Source organism: Streptomyces rapamycinicus NRRL 5491, from assembly GCF_024298965.1.
Taxonomy (GTDB): Bacteria; Actinomycetota; Actinomycetes; order Streptomycetales; family Streptomycetaceae; genus Streptomyces; species Streptomyces rapamycinicus.
Map to the genome: position 1 here is coordinate 8,139,147 of NZ_CP085193.1, position 16,890 is coordinate 8,156,036.

The 16,890-nt window shown below is 70.6% G+C and carries 19 protein-coding genes; 7 read left to right on the forward strand and 12 right to left on the reverse strand.

Annotated features, from left to right (window positions below; all coding sequences use genetic code 11):
* Positions 1–136 precede the first annotated feature (136 nt).
* On the reverse strand, positions 137–511 hold the full coding sequence (locus tag LIV37_RS33940) for a hypothetical protein (protein ID WP_020871604.1): 375 nt from the start codon (positions 509–511) through the stop codon (positions 137–139).
* Positions 508–1,110 (reverse strand): hypothetical protein, encoded by a 603-nt coding sequence (locus LIV37_RS33945; protein WP_243146118.1) that lies wholly within the window; start codon positions 1,108–1,110, stop codon positions 508–510. The genes LIV37_RS33940 and LIV37_RS33945 overlap by 4 nt, the downstream gene beginning before the upstream one ends.
* A gap of 163 nt (positions 1,111–1,273) precedes the next feature.
* On the opposite strand from LIV37_RS33945, the gene LIV37_RS33950 reads away from it, so the two are divergent.
* Positions 1,274–2,731, forward strand: coding sequence for an NsdA family TPR-like regulatory protein (locus tag LIV37_RS33950; protein WP_020871606.1), 1,458 nt, complete (start codon positions 1,274–1,276; stop codon positions 2,729–2,731).
* Between the two features lie 16 nt (positions 2,732–2,747).
* Entirely contained in the window at positions 2,748–3,236 is a 489-nt protein-coding gene (locus tag LIV37_RS33955; protein WP_020871607.1) for a hypothetical protein, read from the forward strand.
* Positions 3,237–3,476: 240 nt separating this feature from the next.
* Here LIV37_RS33955 and LIV37_RS33960 read toward each other — a convergent pair whose 3' ends face one another.
* The 6 genes from LIV37_RS33960 to LIV37_RS33990 all read right to left on the reverse strand — a co-directional run bounded on the left by LIV37_RS33960 (position 3,477) and on the right by LIV37_RS33990 (position 7,288).
* The gene (locus LIV37_RS33960; protein ID WP_243146117.1) at positions 3,477–4,085 is read right to left on the reverse strand and encodes a hypothetical protein; all 609 of its coding nucleotides are present in this window, start codon (positions 4,083–4,085) and stop codon (positions 3,477–3,479) included.
* Between the two features lie 9 nt (positions 4,086–4,094).
* Complete coding sequence (locus tag LIV37_RS33965; protein WP_020871608.1) at positions 4,095–4,364, reverse strand: hypothetical protein; 270 nt, start codon at positions 4,362–4,364, stop codon at positions 4,095–4,097.
* A gap of 84 nt (positions 4,365–4,448) precedes the next feature.
* Positions 4,449–4,655 (reverse strand): LysM peptidoglycan-binding domain-containing protein, encoded by a 207-nt coding sequence (locus tag LIV37_RS33970; RefSeq protein WP_243146116.1) that lies wholly within the window; start codon positions 4,653–4,655, stop codon positions 4,449–4,451.
* Between the two features lie 134 nt (positions 4,656–4,789).
* Positions 4,790–5,878, reverse strand: a complete 1,089-nt coding sequence (locus LIV37_RS33980; RefSeq protein ID WP_020871610.1) for a methyltransferase domain-containing protein — start codon at positions 5,876–5,878, stop codon at positions 4,790–4,792.
* A gap of 375 nt (positions 5,879–6,253) precedes the next feature.
* Positions 6,254–6,397 (reverse strand): hypothetical protein, encoded by a 144-nt coding sequence (locus tag LIV37_RS33985; RefSeq protein WP_167525784.1) that lies wholly within the window; start codon positions 6,395–6,397, stop codon positions 6,254–6,256.
* A 279-nt stretch (positions 6,398–6,676) separates the two neighbouring features.
* Positions 6,677–7,288, reverse strand: a complete 612-nt coding sequence (locus LIV37_RS33990; protein WP_020871612.1) for a hypothetical protein — start codon at positions 7,286–7,288, stop codon at positions 6,677–6,679.
* Between the two features lie 203 nt (positions 7,289–7,491).
* On the opposite strand from LIV37_RS33990, the gene LIV37_RS33995 reads away from it, so the two are divergent.
* From LIV37_RS33995 to LIV37_RS34005, 3 genes are read left to right on the forward strand one after another with little or no spacing between them, the layout of a single operon-like run.
* A complete protein-coding gene (locus tag LIV37_RS33995) occupies positions 7,492–7,782 on the forward strand; it encodes a hypothetical protein (protein ID WP_020871613.1) in 291 nt (96 codons plus the stop codon).
* The gene (locus tag LIV37_RS34000; RefSeq protein ID WP_121824189.1) at positions 7,754–8,281 is read left to right on the forward strand and encodes a DUF6879 family protein; all 528 of its coding nucleotides are present in this window, start codon (positions 7,754–7,756) and stop codon (positions 8,279–8,281) included. The genes LIV37_RS33995 and LIV37_RS34000 overlap by 29 nt, the downstream gene beginning before the upstream one ends.
* Positions 8,282–8,306: 25 nt before the next feature.
* Entirely contained in the window at positions 8,307–9,161 is an 855-nt protein-coding gene (locus LIV37_RS34005) for a helix-turn-helix domain-containing protein (RefSeq protein WP_020871615.1), read from the forward strand.
* Positions 9,162–9,220: 59 nt separating this feature from the next.
* Here the strand turns inward: LIV37_RS34005 and LIV37_RS34010 are convergent, their stop codons facing one another.
* Both LIV37_RS34010 and LIV37_RS34015 read right to left on the reverse strand, forming a co-directional pair.
* Positions 9,221–9,586, reverse strand: a complete 366-nt coding sequence (locus LIV37_RS34010) for a VOC family protein (RefSeq protein ID WP_020871616.1) — start codon at positions 9,584–9,586, stop codon at positions 9,221–9,223.
* A 191-nt stretch (positions 9,587–9,777) separates the two neighbouring features.
* Complete coding sequence (locus tag LIV37_RS34015) at positions 9,778–10,584, reverse strand: SDR family NAD(P)-dependent oxidoreductase (RefSeq protein WP_020871617.1); 807 nt, start codon at positions 10,582–10,584, stop codon at positions 9,778–9,780.
* A gap of 88 nt (positions 10,585–10,672) precedes the next feature.
* On the opposite strand from LIV37_RS34015, the gene LIV37_RS34020 reads away from it, so the two are divergent.
* Together LIV37_RS34020 and LIV37_RS34025 are read left to right on the forward strand one after the other, a co-directional pair.
* Positions 10,673–11,524: a helix-turn-helix transcriptional regulator gene (locus LIV37_RS34020; RefSeq protein ID WP_121825104.1), complete on the forward strand. Its 852-nt coding sequence runs from the start codon at positions 10,673–10,675 to the stop codon at positions 11,522–11,524.
* A 174-nt stretch (positions 11,525–11,698) separates the two neighbouring features.
* On the forward strand, positions 11,699–14,956 hold the full coding sequence (locus LIV37_RS34025; protein ID WP_121824188.1) for an AfsR/SARP family transcriptional regulator: 3,258 nt from the start codon (positions 11,699–11,701) through the stop codon (positions 14,954–14,956).
* Here the strand turns inward: LIV37_RS34025 and LIV37_RS34030 are convergent.
* Positions 14,940–15,704 (reverse strand): ABC transporter permease, encoded by a 765-nt coding sequence (locus LIV37_RS34030; RefSeq protein WP_020871620.1) that lies wholly within the window; start codon positions 15,702–15,704, stop codon positions 14,940–14,942. The genes LIV37_RS34025 and LIV37_RS34030 overlap by 17 nt on opposite strands.
* Entirely contained in the window at positions 15,701–16,693 is a 993-nt protein-coding gene (locus LIV37_RS34035) for an ATP-binding cassette domain-containing protein (protein WP_020871621.1), read from the reverse strand. Before LIV37_RS34035 ends, LIV37_RS34030 begins: the two co-directional genes overlap by 4 nt.
* Between the last annotated feature and the right edge of the window lie 197 nt (positions 16,694–16,890).

Genomic DNA, 16,890 nt, shown 5'->3' on the forward strand with positions numbered 1-16,890 from the left:
TCACACGACGTACACACCGCTGCCCAGGGGGAACTGGCGTGGCCCGGATACGGAATGAGCGGCCGGTACCCGGCATCACGCAGAATCTGCTCAGCTCTGGCCGCCCGCTCGGCGGGAGTGGCCTTGCGGTGCCCCATCACGCGCCGCCCCCTGACCGGGCCTGCCGCGCAGCCTCCTCGTAGGCGTGCAGCAACTGCTCTCCCTCCGAACAGCCACCGCCGATGGTCTGGCAGGCCCGGCAGCCTGCGGCGTGCTCCAGGGCGGCGCGCCACTCGGTCTCGGCGGCCGGGCCGGTGGAGGTCTCCGCGCAAGAGGGAGCGCAGCCGCGCACCTCGTACGTCGTGTGCGTTGCGCCCCGCGCGATCGTGACCGTGCCGAGCGGCCGGTCCGCGCCGAGGGGCAGCCCGCACAGGGCGCAGTTCCAGCCCTGGAGTTGCTGGTAGGTCAGCGCGTTCGGGTCGATCCCCGCGGGGCCCGGTCGCGCGGTGGCCGCGGTCTGGCTGCCCGTCATCGGGGCCGCCCTTCGTGCTCGGCCGCGGCCGCGCTGGTGAGGGTCCGCGGTCGGCGCTTCGAGTAGAGCGGCGAGTGGGCGGGGCAGGCGTACGTGGTCCTGTCGACGGCGCCGCCGCTGTCCTCCACGTCGACCGGGATCGCCTCGTCGGTGGGCAGCTTGCAGCGGTAGCAGAGTTGACGGCCTTCCGGCCTGCGGCCGTACTCGGCACGGTCGGCCTCGGCCAGCGCCCCCCATAGCCTCCCTGCGTCCGTCAGGTAGTGGTCGGCCGAGAGCGGCACGCGCCAATGGGTGCGGGGGCCCTCCGTCCAGGAGACGGGGGGTACGCCGAGGTAGGTGCTCTCGTCGGCCAGCTCGGTGAGGACGCGGACCTGCCGCAGGTGCCAACTCGTCTCGGTGCCGACGGCGACGAGCCAGTACAGGGTGCCGTTCTTGTCCTTGATGACGGCGCCGGTGGCGTCGCCGAGCAGTTCGAGGGCGCGTTCGCCGACGGTCGGGGCCGCGCGGACGGCGTCCCACCATCTGCCTGCGGGTAACGCCTCGACGTCCTCCGTGTTCGGCGGTGTCCACGGCAAGCAACAGGCGGCGTTCGTCTGCACGATTTCCCCCGACGTCATCGGTGAAGGACTGGCACACATCGAGATTGGTCGTGTGACAGCGATCACGGGATAACCGGCGGGGGTTACCGAGGCGGTAATACGCTCGTTCCCAGCTCGGTACACCACACTGCTTGCGCCTACGATCAGGCGGGAAGTTGGCCCCATGGATGCCACCACCCCCGGCCCGCTCGCCCCAGACACCCTCGACAGAGACGACCTGCGCCGAGCCCTGGAAGAGCACGACTTCGCCGCAGTGTTCTCCCTGATCAAAAAATGGGGCGGCCTGTCACAGAACAGGATCGCCGCAGCTTGCCAGCTCACCCCAGGCAAGGTCTCCACGATCATGAACGGATCAAGCAGAGTCACCTCCATAGAGGTCATCCGCCGGATCGCTGACGGGCTGCGTATCCCCGGGCACCTCGTCGGCCTCGCCCCCCAACCGTGGGAAAGCATGACCTCCGCACCACAAGAACCGCGGAGGGCGTCCAGGCCCCACACCGAGCAAGGAGATACCGACGCCGTACCGTGGCGGCCAGACGCCACCGCTGGCATGGCCGCCGACCTCACCAGGAGCGACCTGATGGACCGCCGAGCCGCGACGCGTGCCCTCGCAGGCATCGTCACCGGCGCGCCGCTTCTCGATGCCCTCGACGGATGGCGCACACCCCCCGCAGCCGACGACCGACCACGCCGTCCCGGGCGCCTGGGCGCTCGCGAGGTGGACGAACTGGAGACCACCGCGCGCGCCTTCCGCCGATGGGGCCGCGCTGGTGGAGGCGGCCTCTGCCGAAAGGCCGTCGTCGGGCAGCTCGCCGAGGTGACTGCCGCCCTCGACGAACACCAGGCCCCGGCCATCGAGCGGCGCCTGTACAGCGTCATGGCCGAACTCGCAGGAACGGCGGCCTCCATGTCGTGGGACATCGGCCAGCAGCGCCGTGCCCAGGACTACTATCGGCTTGCGCTCCGCGCGGCTCACGCAGGTGGCGATGCCCTCTTCGGCGCAAACGTGCTGGCGGGCATGGCCCGGCAGATGCTGTACCAAGATCGGCCACACGACGCTCTCGAACTGGTGCGCCTGGCTCAGGACGGGGCGCGCCGTACTGCTGGTTCCAGACTGCGGGCCATGCTCCACACCCGTGAAGCGTGGGCCTTGGCCAGCATGGACCGGCCGTCAGGTTTCCGGCGCGCAACCGCGCAGGCGGCCGAGGCACTCAGCTCCGCTGACCGGCGTGAGACCGAGCCATACTGGATCGGCTACTTCAACGACGCCGAGCTTGCCGGGGTCACCGGCGGCAGACTCCTGGAGATGGCCCGTTCCCAGCCCCGTACTTACGCTGACCAGGCCGCCGACCACATCCGTACCGCCCTGGAACAACGGGGCCCGGAAGCTGGCCGCAGCCACGCCCTGGACTGGATCGGCCTAGCCGAATACGCCTTCCTTCTGGGTGATATGCAGAGCGGAGCCGACCACGCGCAAAACGCTGTCAATGTCGCGTCCGGCCTTCGATCCGGTCGCGTGCGCGCACAGCTATCACAGCTGTACCCCTACACAGTCGGCGACGGTGTCCCCCGGGCCGTAGCTGATGTGCGCAGTAGCATCCGGAGCCTGCTGACCGCGTAACGAGGAAGGCGTAGGCGTGACGACGATCGCTGTGACCGGGCACATGGACATCACCGACGCATCGGTGCCGTTGGTGCGAGGAGAGCTGGACAAGGTCCTAGCCGCCTATGAGCCCTCCGGCCTGGTAGGAGTGTCGTGCATCGCGAAGGGCAGTGACAGCCTCTTCGCGGATGCGGTTCTGGCCGCGGGCGGGCGCCTGGCCGTGGTGATTCCTTCGGAGGACTATCGGCAGGCGAAGGTGAAGCCAGAGCATGCCGAAACCTTCGACCGGCTCGTCGATGCGGCGGACGAAGTGCTGGTGATGCCTTACGCCACGGCGAACCGTCAGGCGTACGAAGCGGCGAACGCCGTGCTGTTGAAGCGTGCCGATCGACTGGTGGCGGTGTGGAACGGGCAGCCGCCTACGGGCAAGGGCGGCGGGACGGCGGACGTGGTACACCAGGCTCGCGAGGCAGACATCCCCGTGGATGTCGTCTGGCCGGACGGGGCATCCCGCCGGGCATGACGAAAGCCCCCTCGCCCGGCCCGTAGGCCAGACGAGGGGGTGTCGTGGGGTGTCGTGTATCAGAGGCGGCGGCGGTCCGGCGCGAGCGCGGCTGGCGTGCTTGGGGCATCCGTCGGCTCCGGCTGAGGCGCGCCATCCCGCCTGCACACCAATGCATCCGGATCATCAGCGGGCGGCTGGAGGCTGTACCCGTCCGGGCAGGACGGTCCCGGCGGCCCCTGCTCGCCACGGTCGCCCTTCTCACCCCGCTCGCCGGGGAGCGGTACCGGCACCTTGGCCCGCGCCGGGAGATCCTCGATCGCACTCGTGGGATCCGGCGCAACCGGCGTTTTCCCTGCTGCCTTCACTTGGGCCTCGCAAGGCCCGCACGTCCCCGGCCAGTGTGCTGACAGCGGTACCGCGCCGGTCGGCCTCAGTCGCCAGCTGGTCTCCGCGGTGGTCCGCGGATGATATGCGCGCCCACACCAGCAGCACCGCCCCGGTGATGGCCACCAGCCAGCATGCGAGCGCGATGGTACGCCAACGGTGAGCGAGCGCTGCCTGGGTGCGGGTCACGGCTGTCCTCCGAGATGGGTGATGATGCCGCGCAGCCGGGCGTTCTCTGCCTCGGTCCGTGCGGCGCTCGGCGGCCTCGACGGCCAGGGCCGCGCTCGTCTCCGCAAGCGCGGTGCTCTTCTCGGCGAGCTCGGTCTTCTTCGTCGCCAGCTCTTCCCGCAACTGGTCGGTCAAGCTGGTGTACGCGCTGATCGCATTCTCACCGCGCTTGCCCACGAACGTCACCACCGCGGTTGCCAACCCGCCGAGGCCGACGAGCAGTGCGCCGAGGGCGGTGGCGGTGGTGGCGTCCAACAGGGCCTCCTACTGGGGAAGAGAGCGCGGCGCGGGTCTGGCGCCCACGTTCTGCGCGCGAGCGCTGATACCAGTCGGCTTCCACAGGCCGAAGTGCGTCAGCACACCGATGCCGAACGCGACAAGGGACAGCACAGCGGCGGTGCCCCCGTCGTAGTCCGGGCCGGGATTCGCGTACTCGACCACGAAGCCATTGATCGTGCTCAGCGCCGGGAGGAGCACGGCTTTCGCGCTGGAGTTGGTGACGTGGGTGGTGACAAGGCCGACGAGGACGGGCAAGGACCACGCTGGTGAGCGGGCCGAGCCAGTAGGCGAGGTCGAGATGGACGTCCATGGGAGATCCGTTCGTAGCTGGGGTTGGGGTCAGCGCTTGGGGAGCTTGAGCTTCTGGCCGGGGACGATCTGGTCGGCGTCCTTGAGGCCATTGAGCTTGGCGATCTCGGGCCAGCGCGCGCCGTCGCCGAGCTTCGAGGCCGCGATCGACCACAGGGTGTCGCCGCGCCCACCTTCTCGATCGCGTCGAGTTGGGCCTCGGTCCAGGGGTCCTTGCCGTTGCCGAGGTTGATGCACTCGAAGCCGTAGAAGTGCCGGTTCCCGTCCGTCCCGTTGAGGTTGCCCTTCGTCGGCTTCGGCGGCCGGTCGCCGTAGTCCTCGGCGACGACCCGGGCGAGCACCACCGGCGGGGTCTGGGTTGGCGCGATCTGTCAGCCAAGCGGCGTGTCAGGTGAGCGGAGCCATAGGCACTGTCCGCCGGGGGACACGGTCAACCCGAAGTCGCCGGAGTCCGGGCTGCCGTCGTTCATGTACGCGTCGTGCACGGCGGTGGCCTCGTCCCACAACTGGCGTGGGCCGTACTGCCACACCTCCTCCTGGGTGACCGTGGCCGCCGACCCGTTTCGATCGTGGAGCCAGATCTGATGTCTGCCGTCGGGTGCTCCATCGGCCATGACCACGCCCGGCAGTTTCGCGCCCGCGTAGAGCGCGAAGCCGAGGCCGGTCATGGTCTCGGAGGGAAGCGCGCCGGTGCTGCCGCGCCGCCCGGTTCCGCTGTCCACCGGGAGGTCCGGGCCAGGGCGCTCCGAGCGCATCGGCATGAACCGGGCACCGCCGACGAACCGGCCGGAGGCGACCCCGTCACCGGCCACGTCGAGCCGCACCAGCGTCCCGGACCAGAAGTCCCCTGCCAGCGGGGCGACGATGAGCCCGCCCGGCTTGGTCTGCCGTACCCATGCGTACGGGATGCGGCGTGCCGAGCAGGTCGCGGTGATCCGGTCGTAGGGTGCCCCGGACTCCCACCCTCGTGCGCCGTCGCCCCATACGACGTCGGGGCTGTATCCGGCCTCCTTGATGACCCTTGCTGCCTTCTCCGCCAGCACCGGATCGACTTCGATGGTGGTGACGTTCCCGCTACCCAGTCGTGCGGCGAGCAGTGCCGCGTTCCAGCCGCTGCCGGTGCCGATCTCCAATACGCGCTGCCCGTCGGCGACCTCGAGCGCGGTGAGCATGCGCGCCACCATCGTGGGCATGGAGTTGGACGAGGTCGCGATGCCCGGGCCGTCGCGCTGCCCGTCGTCCACCTGCGTCACGATCGGCACATCCCGGTAGACGAGGTCCCACCAGGCCGCGTCCGTCGTGACGGGAACGCAGGTGGCCTGCTGCTCCCAGATGTCGCCCGGGATGAAGTGGTGGCGTGGGACAGCGGCGAAGGCCGGGCGCCATGCGTGCGGGAGTTCGCCGGACGCGGTGAGGGCTTCCAGCAGTGCCGCGTGACGTGGCCGCCAGTCTTCGGTCATGGGCCGTCACCTCTCTCGCGGGGGCGGTGTGCCGTCCGGCGGGGGCGGCGGCGGGGGCGTCCACGGCTTGATCGGGGCGGGATCGCCCTTGTGCTTGTTCTCGGCAGTCACAGTTCTACCTCCTGAGTGCGGGCGCTTGGGCGTCCGCGTAAGGCCCGCCCTGGCCGGGCCGTCCTCACCGATAACGGGGCGGCCGGGGCGGGGGCTTCTCTGTGTGGGACTCCGGCCCCCGGGATCCCCATCTCGGGGGCCGGAGTCCCTACCCTGCGGCCGGCGGCCGTGTGCCTGGCTGCGTCGACCGCAGGGTGCCCAGGGGCGGGCCGCTGGCGCCCTCGTTCCGGTACGGGGGCCCGGAACACCAGCGATCCACCCGGTCTACGGGATGGGGGTGCTCGCGAAGCAGAGCCAGACCGCGAGCACCAGTAGCGCGGGGACCGCGCAGAGCAGGAGACCCATGCGGGCGGCGCGGTAGGCGAGCAGCCCGGCCCGCAGGGCGAGCGGCCTTCGGCGGTGCCTCATCCGGCACCTCCCGGGCTCGGCCTTCCCCGGGGGGTGGGGGCGGCTGCTCGCCACCACCCGGCTGAGCTGCACGAGCCTCGCTGCGCAGTGGTCGGCACACGTACAGTTCGAGGTTCTCCTTGGTGACGCCCCCGCAGGTCCACTCGACCGTGCCGAGCAGCTGGTCAGCGAACAGCCGCCGCCCGCACAGGGCGCGGTTCCAGCCCCGTGGTTGAGGGCCGGTCAGGGTTTCGGGGTCTGGCAGTTCGATGCCCGGGAGCAGGGAGGACCGGCAGGTCGTCATCGGATCTGCCCCTCGTGCTCGGTTGCGGCGGCGCTGGTGAGGGTCCGCGGTTGGCGCTTCGAGTAGAGCGGTGCGTGGGCGGGGCAGCCATAGGTGACCTTGCCGACGTCGCCGCCGCCCTCCACCTCGACCGGGACCGGCTCGTCAGTCGGGAGTTGGCAGTGATAGCAGAGCTGCCTGCCGTCCGGTTCTGGGCCGAGGACGTCGTCGAGAGCCTGGCTCAGGGCAGTGAGTAGACGCTTGATGTCGGTCAGATACCGGTCCGGGCCGAGCGGGATCCGCCAGTATGTCCGGTGCTCAGCCCCCCAGGAGGCAGGTGGTACGCCGAGGAGAGTGCCCTCGTCGGCAAGTTCGGTGAGGACGCGGACCTGGCGCATGCGCCAGCTGCGGACGGTTGAAGTGCCGATGCCGGTCAACCAGTACGTCTTGCCGTAGGTGTCGTCCTGGATGACGGCGCCGGACTGGTCACCGAGCAGTTCCAGGGCGCGGTCCGCGACGGCTGTGGGCGCGGAGACGGCGTCCCACCATTTGCCCACCGGTAACACCTCGACGTCCTCGGTGTTCGGCGGTGTCCACCACGGGAGGGCTCGGGCGGTAGTAGTGGCCATGCTGGCGCTCCTTGTGGCGTTGGCCGCGCCCCGGGAGGCTCTGCCGCCTCCGCCAGGGTGTCGTTGTAACCCTCGACGCTAGGAATGCGCGTATGGCCCATCTAGCGATGTGCAGATTTGTGCACCATGCCTACTCGAACGAGTGGCATGCGGCGTCCCTCTCTTGACGGGCTACTCACCGTGGTTGACGGTGTTGCACACAAATGCACAACACATTGACGGAGGCGGTCATGTCATCGCTACTGTTCATCGGTATCGACCCCAACACCGGGGACAAACAGAGTCCCACGGTGTGGGTTGACCAGGACAAACAGGAACTCGTCTTCCAGGGCTGGAAGCCGGGCCCCGAGCTTGAAGCACAATGCGCCGCGTTCGAGGTGCCGGGCCACGCCAAGGGCATCCCGGACAACGAGGCCGTGATCCGTATCCCCGCCAGGATGGTGCACATGATCCGGGAGGCTTGCGATGCCGTCGAGCGCACCGACATTCGATGAGCTGATCGCCAATTGCACGCGCTCCGCCGTGCACCTGGAGATGCGGGACGCCTACGCCGTCGACTACGAGGAGGGCCCGTTCGCCGCATGGAGCAAGGGTTTCCGCCACGACCCGGCGGACCGCGAGTCCTGGTGGCGTCCGTGGCTCGACTTGATCCAGGAGACCGTAGGCCGCGGCATCGTGGTGCGTCGGGCCCGTATCGTGTCCGAGCCGGTCAGCGAGTACACCCGTTTCCTGTACGACGGCACGTTCACGAACGTCGCGGCCGGCGAACAGGTGCGGTGGCTGCCTCGCCGCCGGGCCTCCGACATCGCCTTGCCCGGCAACGACTTTTGGCTGTTCGACGACCAGTGGGTCCACTGGAACCACTTCGCTGGTGACGGGTCGTGGACCGGTGAGGAGATCACCGACGACCCGGCCGCAGCCAAGCTGTGCGTGGAAGCATTCGAAACGGTGTGGACACGCGCCACCCCGCACGACCAGTACGACATCCACTGACAGCGCGCACCGGACAGGCCAGCTCATGCCCATCTCCCCGTCCTCTTCGGCCCAAGCCGCACGCGAAGTTGTAGCGCGGCGGCTTCGTGACCTCCGCAAGAGCGCCGGGCTGACGGTCGTCGAACTGGCCGACCGGTGCGCCTGGCACCACTCCAAGACCTCCCGCATCGAGAACGCCCAGACCGGTCCGTCCGCGAAGGACATCCGCGCATGGACTAGCGCCTGCGCGGTGACCGATCAGGCGGAAGATCTCATCGCCCAGTCCCTGCACGCCGAGTCGATGTACACGGAATGGCGGCACCAGGTCCGCCGGGGGATGAAGCAACTACAGGACAGTGCGGTGCGGCTCTTCCACAACACCGAGCTGTTCCGCATCTACTCCTCGACGATGGTCCCGGGGCTGCTGCAGACCGAGGGGTACGCGGCCGCACTGCTGAGCAACATCGCGGACTTTCGCGGCATCCCGTTCAACGATGGCGCCGAGGCCGCAGCCGCGCGCGTCGAGCGGTCCCGCATCGTCCATGAGCGAGGCCATCGGTTTGTGATGCTCATGGAGGAGGCGGTCCTGTACGCCCAACTAGGAGATGAGGACGCGATGGCGGCACAGCTCGGCCATCTGCTCACCGTCGGCGCCCTGCCCCAGGTTTCGCTGGGCATCATCCCCAAGGCCACACGTGAGCGACGGCAGTGGCCGGTCGAGACCTTCCACGTTTATGACGACACCCTCGTGTCGGTGGAGTTCGTCTCGGCGGAGGTCAACATCACCCAGCCCTCCGAGATCGCCTTGTACCTGGAAGTATTCGAGCGGCTGCGCAGCATGGCCGTATACGGGGCCGGGGCGCGGGCGTTGATCCTGAAGGCCATCGAGGCCCTGCACTGACTCCAGGCGGCCTCGCCAGGGCCGCCGGATCGAACGAACCATGGCCTGGCTCGTCGAGATCAGGCTCTGACCAGGCAGAAGGGGTGTCCAGCCGGGTCCGTGAGGACCCGCCACCTGTCATTTGGCTGGTGATCCGGTTTGCTCGCGCCCAGCTCCAGCAGTCGCGCCTCGGCTTCGTCCAGGTCATCAACGGCGAAGTCAAGGTGGAACTGCTGGGGAACGCTCTGTTCGGGCCAGCAGGGAGCGCGATAGTCGTCGACCCGTTGGAAGCCGATGAAGAGGCCGTCCTCACAGGTGAGACCGGCGAAGTCGGCATTGGATTTCGGGTGCGGTTCGAGGCCCGTGGCTTGCTGGTAGAACGTCGCCAAAGCCAGCGGATCAAGGCAATCGAGCGTTATCGCGCGCAACCGCATCTGTAGGGGCATGGCACCTCCGGGGCTGATTGAGGGACCTTCGGGACGCACACCCCAGGCGTTGTCCCGCATGGGGCCTGAGTTATCCGGAGAGGGCCATGTTGCACTACGAGGCCGCTTGACCCGCACCCCAGCACGGCCTGATGGACGCCGGTGGCAGGCCGCATCGCCGCTACGAGCGAAAGCCAGAACGCTTCCTCGGCTCACGAGACGCGCATGCCGCCGTCGACGGGGAGGACCACTCCGGTGACGTAGCAGGCGCGGTCGCTCAGCAGCCAGGCGGCGGCCTCGGCGACCTCCTCGGGTTCGGCGGCGCGGCGCAGTGGGGTGCGGGCGTTGAGCTGGTCGATGACGCCCGGCGATTCCGCTTCCCAGCCGCGCATCATCTCGGTCAGCGTGGTGCCGGGGGCGATGGCGTTGACGCGGATGCCTTCCGGGCCGTAGGCGACGGCGGCCGACTCGGTGAGGCTGTGGACACCTCGCTTCATCGCGCTGTAGGCGGGCAGTACGGGGTTGCCCCGCCAGCCGCCGACGGACGAGGTGTTGACGATTGAGCCCGTGCCGGCGGTCGCCCTGATCGCGGCGACCTGGGCGGCCAGGGCCAGCCAGACGCCCTTGAGGTTGACGCCGTACTGCTGGTCGAAGTCCGCCTCCCGCACCTGGTCCATCGGGCCGATCCGCCGCGTGCCGATCGCCCCGTTGTTGAAGGCGGCGTCGAGTCGGCCGTACAGCTCCACGGTGCGGTCGACGGCGGCGCGCACGCTTGTCGGGTCCGCCAGGTCGCACACCGTGTACTCCGCGGTGCCGCCCGCCGCCCGGATCTGTTCGGTCACCGCTTCGAGCTGGCTCTCCGTGCGGGCCGCGAGCAGGACCCGGGCGCCTTCCCGGGCGAACAGCCGCGCCGCGGCGGCGCCTATGCCGCGGCCGGCTCCGCTGATGAAGGCGACCTTGCCGGTCAGCAGGCCCGGGTCGGCGGGGGTGGAGGGGGCGGTGGTCTGTGTGTTGTCCATGCCGATGAGCCTGGGTCCGGCCGCGCGCCCTCATCCAGGCACCGGCGGTACCTGGATCGGCTTCGTCGGCCCGCCGACACTGGGGAACATGGACAGACGTGAGCTGGCCGGTTTCCTGCGCAGCAGGCGCGAGCGGATCACCCCTGCCGATGTGGGGCTGCCCGCCGGGCCGAGGCGTCGTACCCCGGGGCTGCGGCGCGAGGAGGTGGCGCAGCTGGCGTACATCTCGACCGAGTACTACACGAGGCTGGAGCAGGCCCGTGGCCCGCGGCCCTCGCGCGAGGTGCTGGCCGGTCTGACCCGTGCCCTGCGCCTGTCGGACGCCGAGCGCGCCCACCTGCACTACCTAGCCGGCGCCCTGCCCGCCCCGCCGTCAGGGCCCTCCCGCGAGGTGCGCCCCAGCATTCTGGACCTGCTGCGGCGGCTGCCGCACGCCGCGGTACTCGTACTGTCCGCGGCCTATGAGGTGATCGCCCACAACGACCTGGCGGCCGCCCTCCTGGAGGACTTCTCCGCCCTGCCCCGGCGCGAGCGCAACTTCCTGCGCCGTACCTTCCTCGATCCGCGAGTGGGGGAGCGGCAGTGGTACAGCCGGTCCGGTATGGACGTTTTCGGCCGTACCGCGGCCCGGCACCTGCGGGCCGCCACCGCCCGCTACCCCGACGACCCCGAAGTGGCCACGCTGGTGAATGACCTGCTCACCGGCAGCGCGGAGTTCGCCCGGCTGTGGTCCGCCTACGAGATGTCGGTCGAACCCGCCCCGCACAAGACCTTCCGGCACCCCCTGATCGGTCCCATCACGCTCAACTGCGATGTCCTGGACATCACCGACCGGGACCAGCGAGTCGTGATCTACACGGCCGACCCCGGCTCCCCGGCGGAGGAGGCTCTGCGGCTGCTGTCGGTGATCGGCACACAGCGCATGGACGTACCCGGCTGACCGCGGCCTCCGGCGGCCGGTCGGTTCACTCGCGGATCGCATCCGGCCCTCGTCCGTGAGATCGTCCTGGACGTCGGCGCCCGTCGCATGGCGCCAGGCCGTGCGGTAGGCGGCCTCCTCCAGCCCATTGGCGGCCCCAGACGCCTCGCGACACGCCCGTGGCAAAATCAGCGGGTGCAGATCGGGATGCTGGGGCCACTCGAGGTTCGCACGGACGACGGCCGCTCGGCCGACGTGCCGGGGGCGCGGCTGCGCGGACTGCTGGTCGCCCTTGCGCTCAGGCCGGGACAGGTGGTTCCGAAGGCGTCGCTGGTCGACTGGATCTGGGGTGAGCAGCCGCCCGCCGATGCGGCGAATGCCCTGCAGCGCTTGGTCTCCCGGCTGCGGAAGGTGCTGCCGGGCGGGGCGATCGAGGGGCAGCCGGACGGCTATCGGCTGATGGTGGAGCCCGATGCCGTGGATGCCGTGCGGTTCGAACGGCTCGTCGGCGCGGGTCAGGCCCGCGCCGGGGACGGGGCCCGGCGGGTGCGGCTGTTGCGCGAGGGCCTCGGCCTGTGGCGCGGTGCGGCCATGCAGGACGTCGGGCTGCGGGACAGCGCCGCGTTCGACGCCGCGGTCGTACGGCTCGAAGGGCTGCGGCTGACCGCCACGGAGGAGCGGGTCGAGGCGGAAGTCACCCTCGGGCGGGGTGCGGACCTGGTGGCGGAGCTGACCGACCTGGTGGCCGCGCACCCGGTGCGGGAACGGCTCGTCGGCGCGCTGATGCGGGCCCTCGTCGCGGCCGGTCGGGACAGCGAGGCGCTGCAGGTGTACCAGCGCGCGCGGGAGGCGCTGGCCGACGCGCTGGGCGTCGATCCCTCGCCGGAGCTGGCCGCGTTGCACATCGCGCTGTTGCGGGGCGAGCTGGGGCGGGGCGAGCCGGGACGGGGCGAGCCGGGGCGGGGGGAAGCGAACCGTAAGAGCAACCTGCGCGCCGAGCTGACCAGTTTCGTCGGCAGGGACGCCGATGTCGCCGCGGTCCGCGGGCTGATCGCCGAGCACCGCCTCACCACCGTGATCGGGCCGGGCGGCGCGGGAAAGACCCGGCTGGCCACGGAGACCGCGCGCACGCTGCTCGGCGAACTGCCGGACGGCGCCTGGCTGGTGGAGCTCGCCGCCGTTGGCGCGGACGGCGATGTGGCGCAGCCCGCGCTCGCCGGGCTCGGCCTCCGGGACGCCCTGCTCGGCGCGGCCCCGAACGCGGAGCTGACCGACCGGCTCATCGCCGCGGTCCGCGAACGGGAGGCGCTGCTGATCCTGGACAACTGCGAGCATGTGATCGAGTCCGCGGCGGTATTCGCCCACCGGGTGCTCGGGGAGTGCCGACGGCTGCGGATCCTGGCGACGAGCCGGGAACCGCTCGGCATCACCGGGGAGGCGCTGTGGCCGGTCGAGCCGCTGGCCCTGCCGGAGGGGGACGCGGGCCCGGGCGAGATCGGCTCCTCACCCGCCGTCCAGCTGCTGCGGGACCGGGCCGGGGCGGTACGCCGTGGCCTCGCGGCCGACGCCCACACGCTGGCGACGATGGTGCGCGTCTGCCGGGCGCTGGACGGGATGCCGCTGGCGATCGAACTGGCCGCGGCCCGGTTGCGGACCATGTCCATCGACCAGCTCGCCCACCGGCTCGACGACCGGTTCCGCCTGCTGACCAGCGGCAGCCGCACCGCGTTGCCGCGGCACAAAACGCTGCGCGCGGTCGTCGACTGGAGCTGGGAGCTGCTCACCGAGGCCGAACGGATGGTGTTGCGGAGACTCTCGGTGTTCTCGGGCGGGGCGAGCCTGGAGGCCGCAGAACGGGTCTGCGCGGGCGGCGGAGTCGAGCAGGAGCGGGTGCTGGAGCTGCTCACCGCGCTGACCGAGAAGTCGCTGCTGGTCGCCGAGGGCGGTGGCGCCCCGCGCTACCGCATGATCGGCACGATCAGGGAGTACGCCGGACACCGGCTCGCGGAGGCGGGGGAGTCGGACCTGGCGCGCCAGGCGCATCTCGCCCACTTCACCGAGCTCACCGAGACCGCGGAGCCGTGGCTGCGCCGCGCCGAGCAGGTGGAGTGGCTGGCCGTGCTCGAGGCCGAGCACGACAACATCGGTGCGGCGATGCGCGGCGCGCTCGCGGCGGGCGAGGCGCGGGCGGCGATGCGGCTCGCGGCGGGCGCGGGCTGGTACTGGTGGCTCGGCGGGCGCAGGACCGAGGGCCTGGAACTGATCACCGCGGCCACCAGGACGCCAGGGGAAGTACCCGATGACGTACGGGCCTTGGTGTACGCGCTGATCGTGCACTTCGTGACCTCCGGGCGGAGCGATGAGCGCCAGGCCGCGGAGTGGATCCACGAGGCGCACCGGCTCAGCGCGCACGGCCACTGCCACCCGGGGGTGAAGTTCATCGCGGTCCTGGAACGCATGCTGCACACGCCCGAAGCGGCCCTGACCGCGTTCGCACCGCTGCTGGACGACGATGACCCCTGGGTGCGCGCGCTGGCCCGGTGGCATATGGGCAAGATGCGGATCATGTTCGGGCAGGCCGGGCAGGCCGGGCGGGACGGGCAGGCCGGGCGGGACGGGCAGGACGGGGACGGGCAGGACGGTCGGGGTGGCCAGGACGGGCAGGACGGCCCGACCGCTGAGGCCCACCTGGAGGCGGCGCTCGCCGAGTTCCGGGCGCTCGGCGAGCGGTACGGGATCTCGCTCGCCCTGACCGAGCTGGCCAACCTGCTCGCCGTACGCGGCGACTTCGCCGGTGCGTGCGAACGCTACGAGCAGGCGATCGCGGTCGTCAGCGAGGTCGGTGCCACCGAGGACGTCATCCGGATGCGGTCGCGGCAGGCGCAGCTGTACTGGCTGCTGGGCGACAAGGACGCCGGCGCGGCCGCCATGGCCGAGGCGCGGCGGTGCGCGGAGCGGGTCACCTGGCCGGACGCGCTGGCCGAACTGGCCTTCTCGCGGGCGGAACTCGCCCGGTGGGACGGCGACGCCGAGGAGGCGCACCGCCAACTCGGCCTCGCGACGGCCATGCTGGGCGACGAGGCGGAGCGGGCGGACATCCGCGCGGTGACACACGATCTGCTCGGCTACCTCGCCGATGACCTCGGCGAGGTCCGGGCGCACCGCGCGGCGGCCTGCGAGGCGGCGTCCGAGGTGGGACACGCGCTGCTGATCGCGCATGTGCTGGTCGGGGTCGCGGACCTGGCACTGCGCCGCGACGAGCACGAGCAGGCCGCGCGGCTGCTCGCGGCGAGCGCGGTCGTACGCGGGCTGCGGGACCGCGCCCACCCGGACCTGGCCCGGATCGAGCGGGCCGCGCGGTGCCGCCTCGGCGAGGCGAGGTTCGCCGAGGCGACTCGGGACGGGACGCGCACCAGCTGGTCCCGGCTGGTCGAGGTCACGCTCGCTTCCTGAACGTGGCGATCGCCCATACGTACCCGACGAGCGTGAACCCGACGGACCAGGCGACGGCCGCGATCGCGTCGCCGGTCGACGGGTGGCCGCCCGACAGCAGCCCGCGCAGCGTCTCGATGATCGGGGTGAACGGCTGGTACTCCGCGAACTGCCGCACACCGGTCCCCATCGTGTCCGCGGGCACGAACGCGCTGCTCAGGAACGGCAGCATGATCAGCGGCACGGTGGCCATGCCCGCCGACTCCACGGTCTTCGCGGCCAGGCCCATGGCGACCGTGAGCCAGCTGGTCGCGAAGGCGAGCAACAGCATGAGGCCGATCACGGCGAGCCACTGGAGGAGGCTCGCATGCGGACGGAAGCCCATCGCGAAGCCGACGCCGATGATGACCGCGTCGGCGATCAGACTGCGCACCGTGGTGGAGACGACATAACCGGCCAGCACGGCGCCGTGGGAGACGTCCATGGCCTTGAACCGGTTGTTGATGCCCTTCGTCATGTCGCCGTTCACGGCCGCCGCGGTCGGGCCCAGCCCGTAGGTGATGGCCATGACGGTCAGGCCCGGCACCGCGTAGTCGATGTACTCGCCGGTGACCTTGAAGGCGCCGCCGAAGACGTAGACGAACATCAGCATCATCACGACGGGAAACAGGACCGCCTGGAAGACCGTGACCGGATTCCTGACCGTGTGCTTGAAGTTGCGACGCAGCATGATCGCCGCGTCGCCGAACGACGTCGAGACAGTGCTCATTCCGCGATCGCCTCCGTGGTGGCGTGTGTGGTGTTTGTGGCGTGTGTGTCGTGTGTGGTGTCCGCGGCCTGTGTGGCGTGACCGGTCAGGGCGAAGAAGACGTCATCGAGGTCCGGTGTGTGCACCGAGAACTCTTCCGCGGTGATCGTGTGCTCGTCGAGCTTGTCCAGCAGGCCCCGCAGCGACTTCGAGTCACCGTTGCCGGGCACGCGCAGGGTCAGCTCCTGGTCGTCCCGCGTGGACCCGGGCAGGGCCCCCGCCGCCGCGTCGAGTTCGCGGAGACCGGCGAACCGGAGCCGGACATGGGTGCCGGGGACCTGGCGCTTGAGTTCCTCGGAGGTCCCCTGGGCGACCAGGCGGCCCTGGTCGAGCACCGCGATCCGGTCGGCGAGCTGGTCGGCTTCGTCGAGGTACTGGGTGGTGAGGAAGATGGTGGTGCCGTCGGCCACCAACTCGCGGACGATCCCCCACATCGCGCGCCTGCTGCGCGGGTCGAGGCCGGTCGTCGGCTCGTCCAGGAAGATGATCCGCGGATTGCCGACCAGCGTCATCGCCAGGTCCAGCTTCCGGCGCATACCGCCGGAGTAGGTCGCCGCCATCTTGTCGGCCGACTCCACCAGGTCGAACCGCTCCAGCAGCCGCCCGACCACCTGGCCGCCGGAGCGCACGCGCTTCAGGTCCGCCATCAGTCGCAGGTTCTCCCGGCCCGACAGCAACTCGTCCACCGCGGCGAACTGACCGGTCACGCCGATGACCGCGCGCACCTCCTTGATCCCGGTCACCACGTCGTGCCCGGCGACCCGTACGGTCCCGGCGTCGGCCTTCATCAACGTCGTCAGGACGTTCACGGTCGTCGTCTTGCCCGCCCCGTTCGGGCCGAGCATGGAGAAGACCGATCCCGCGGCGACCTCGAAGTCGATGCCGTCGAGCACGACTTTGTCGCCATATGTCTTGCGCAGCCCGGAAACTGCGATCGCCGAACTCTTCATGCCCAACACGGTCCCGGCCGGGCCTGACACCCGCCTGTCACGCCCCTGACACGGCCCCTGACACGGCGCCGTGCCCTACGAGGTGTCCGGCGGGTCTTTCCCCGCCCCGCCCCTTCCCGAAACTGGGGCTCCGCCCCAGACCCCGGGGTCCAGGGGCGAAGCCCCTGGTTACGGGAAGGGGCGGGGCGGGGAGCAGC

What these genes read in the sequence shown, in the direction of transcription:
- LIV37_RS33940 (WP_020871604.1), bottom strand. Translation starts at nt 511, where the DNA reads ATGACGGGCAGCCAGACCGCGGCCACCGCGCGACCGGGCCCCGCGGGG.
- LIV37_RS33950 (WP_020871606.1), top strand. Translation starts at nt 1,274, where the DNA reads ATGGATGCCACCACCCCCGGCCCGCTCGCCCCAGACACCCTCGACAGA.
- LIV37_RS33980 (WP_020871610.1), bottom strand. Translation starts at nt 5,878, where the DNA reads ATGACCGAAGACTGGCGGCCACGTCACGCGGCACTGCTGGAAGCCCTC.
- LIV37_RS33985 (WP_167525784.1), bottom strand. Translation starts at nt 6,397, where the DNA reads ATGAGGCACCGCCGAAGGCCGCTCGCCCTGCGGGCCGGGCTGCTCGCC.
- LIV37_RS33990 (WP_020871612.1), bottom strand. Translation starts at nt 7,288, where the DNA reads ATGGCCACTACTACCGCCCGAGCCCTCCCGTGGTGGACACCGCCGAAC.
- LIV37_RS33995 (WP_020871613.1), top strand. Translation starts at nt 7,492, where the DNA reads ATGCACAACACATTGACGGAGGCGGTCATGTCATCGCTACTGTTCATC.
- LIV37_RS34000 (WP_121824189.1), top strand. Translation starts at nt 7,754, where the DNA reads ATGCCGTCGAGCGCACCGACATTCGATGAGCTGATCGCCAATTGCACG.
- LIV37_RS34005 (WP_020871615.1), top strand. Translation starts at nt 8,307, where the DNA reads ATGCCCATCTCCCCGTCCTCTTCGGCCCAAGCCGCACGCGAAGTTGTA.
- LIV37_RS34010 (WP_020871616.1), bottom strand. Translation starts at nt 9,586, where the DNA reads ATGCCCCTACAGATGCGGTTGCGCGCGATAACGCTCGATTGCCTTGAT.
- LIV37_RS34015 (WP_020871617.1), bottom strand. Translation starts at nt 10,584, where the DNA reads ATGGACAACACACAGACCACCGCCCCCTCCACCCCCGCCGACCCGGGC.
- LIV37_RS34020 (WP_121825104.1), top strand. Translation starts at nt 10,673, where the DNA reads ATGGACAGACGTGAGCTGGCCGGTTTCCTGCGCAGCAGGCGCGAGCGG.
- LIV37_RS34030 (WP_020871620.1), bottom strand. Translation starts at nt 15,704, where the DNA reads ATGAGCACTGTCTCGACGTCGTTCGGCGACGCGGCGATCATGCTGCGT.
- LIV37_RS34035 (WP_020871621.1), bottom strand. Translation starts at nt 16,693, where the DNA reads ATGAAGAGTTCGGCGATCGCAGTTTCCGGGCTGCGCAAGACATATGGC.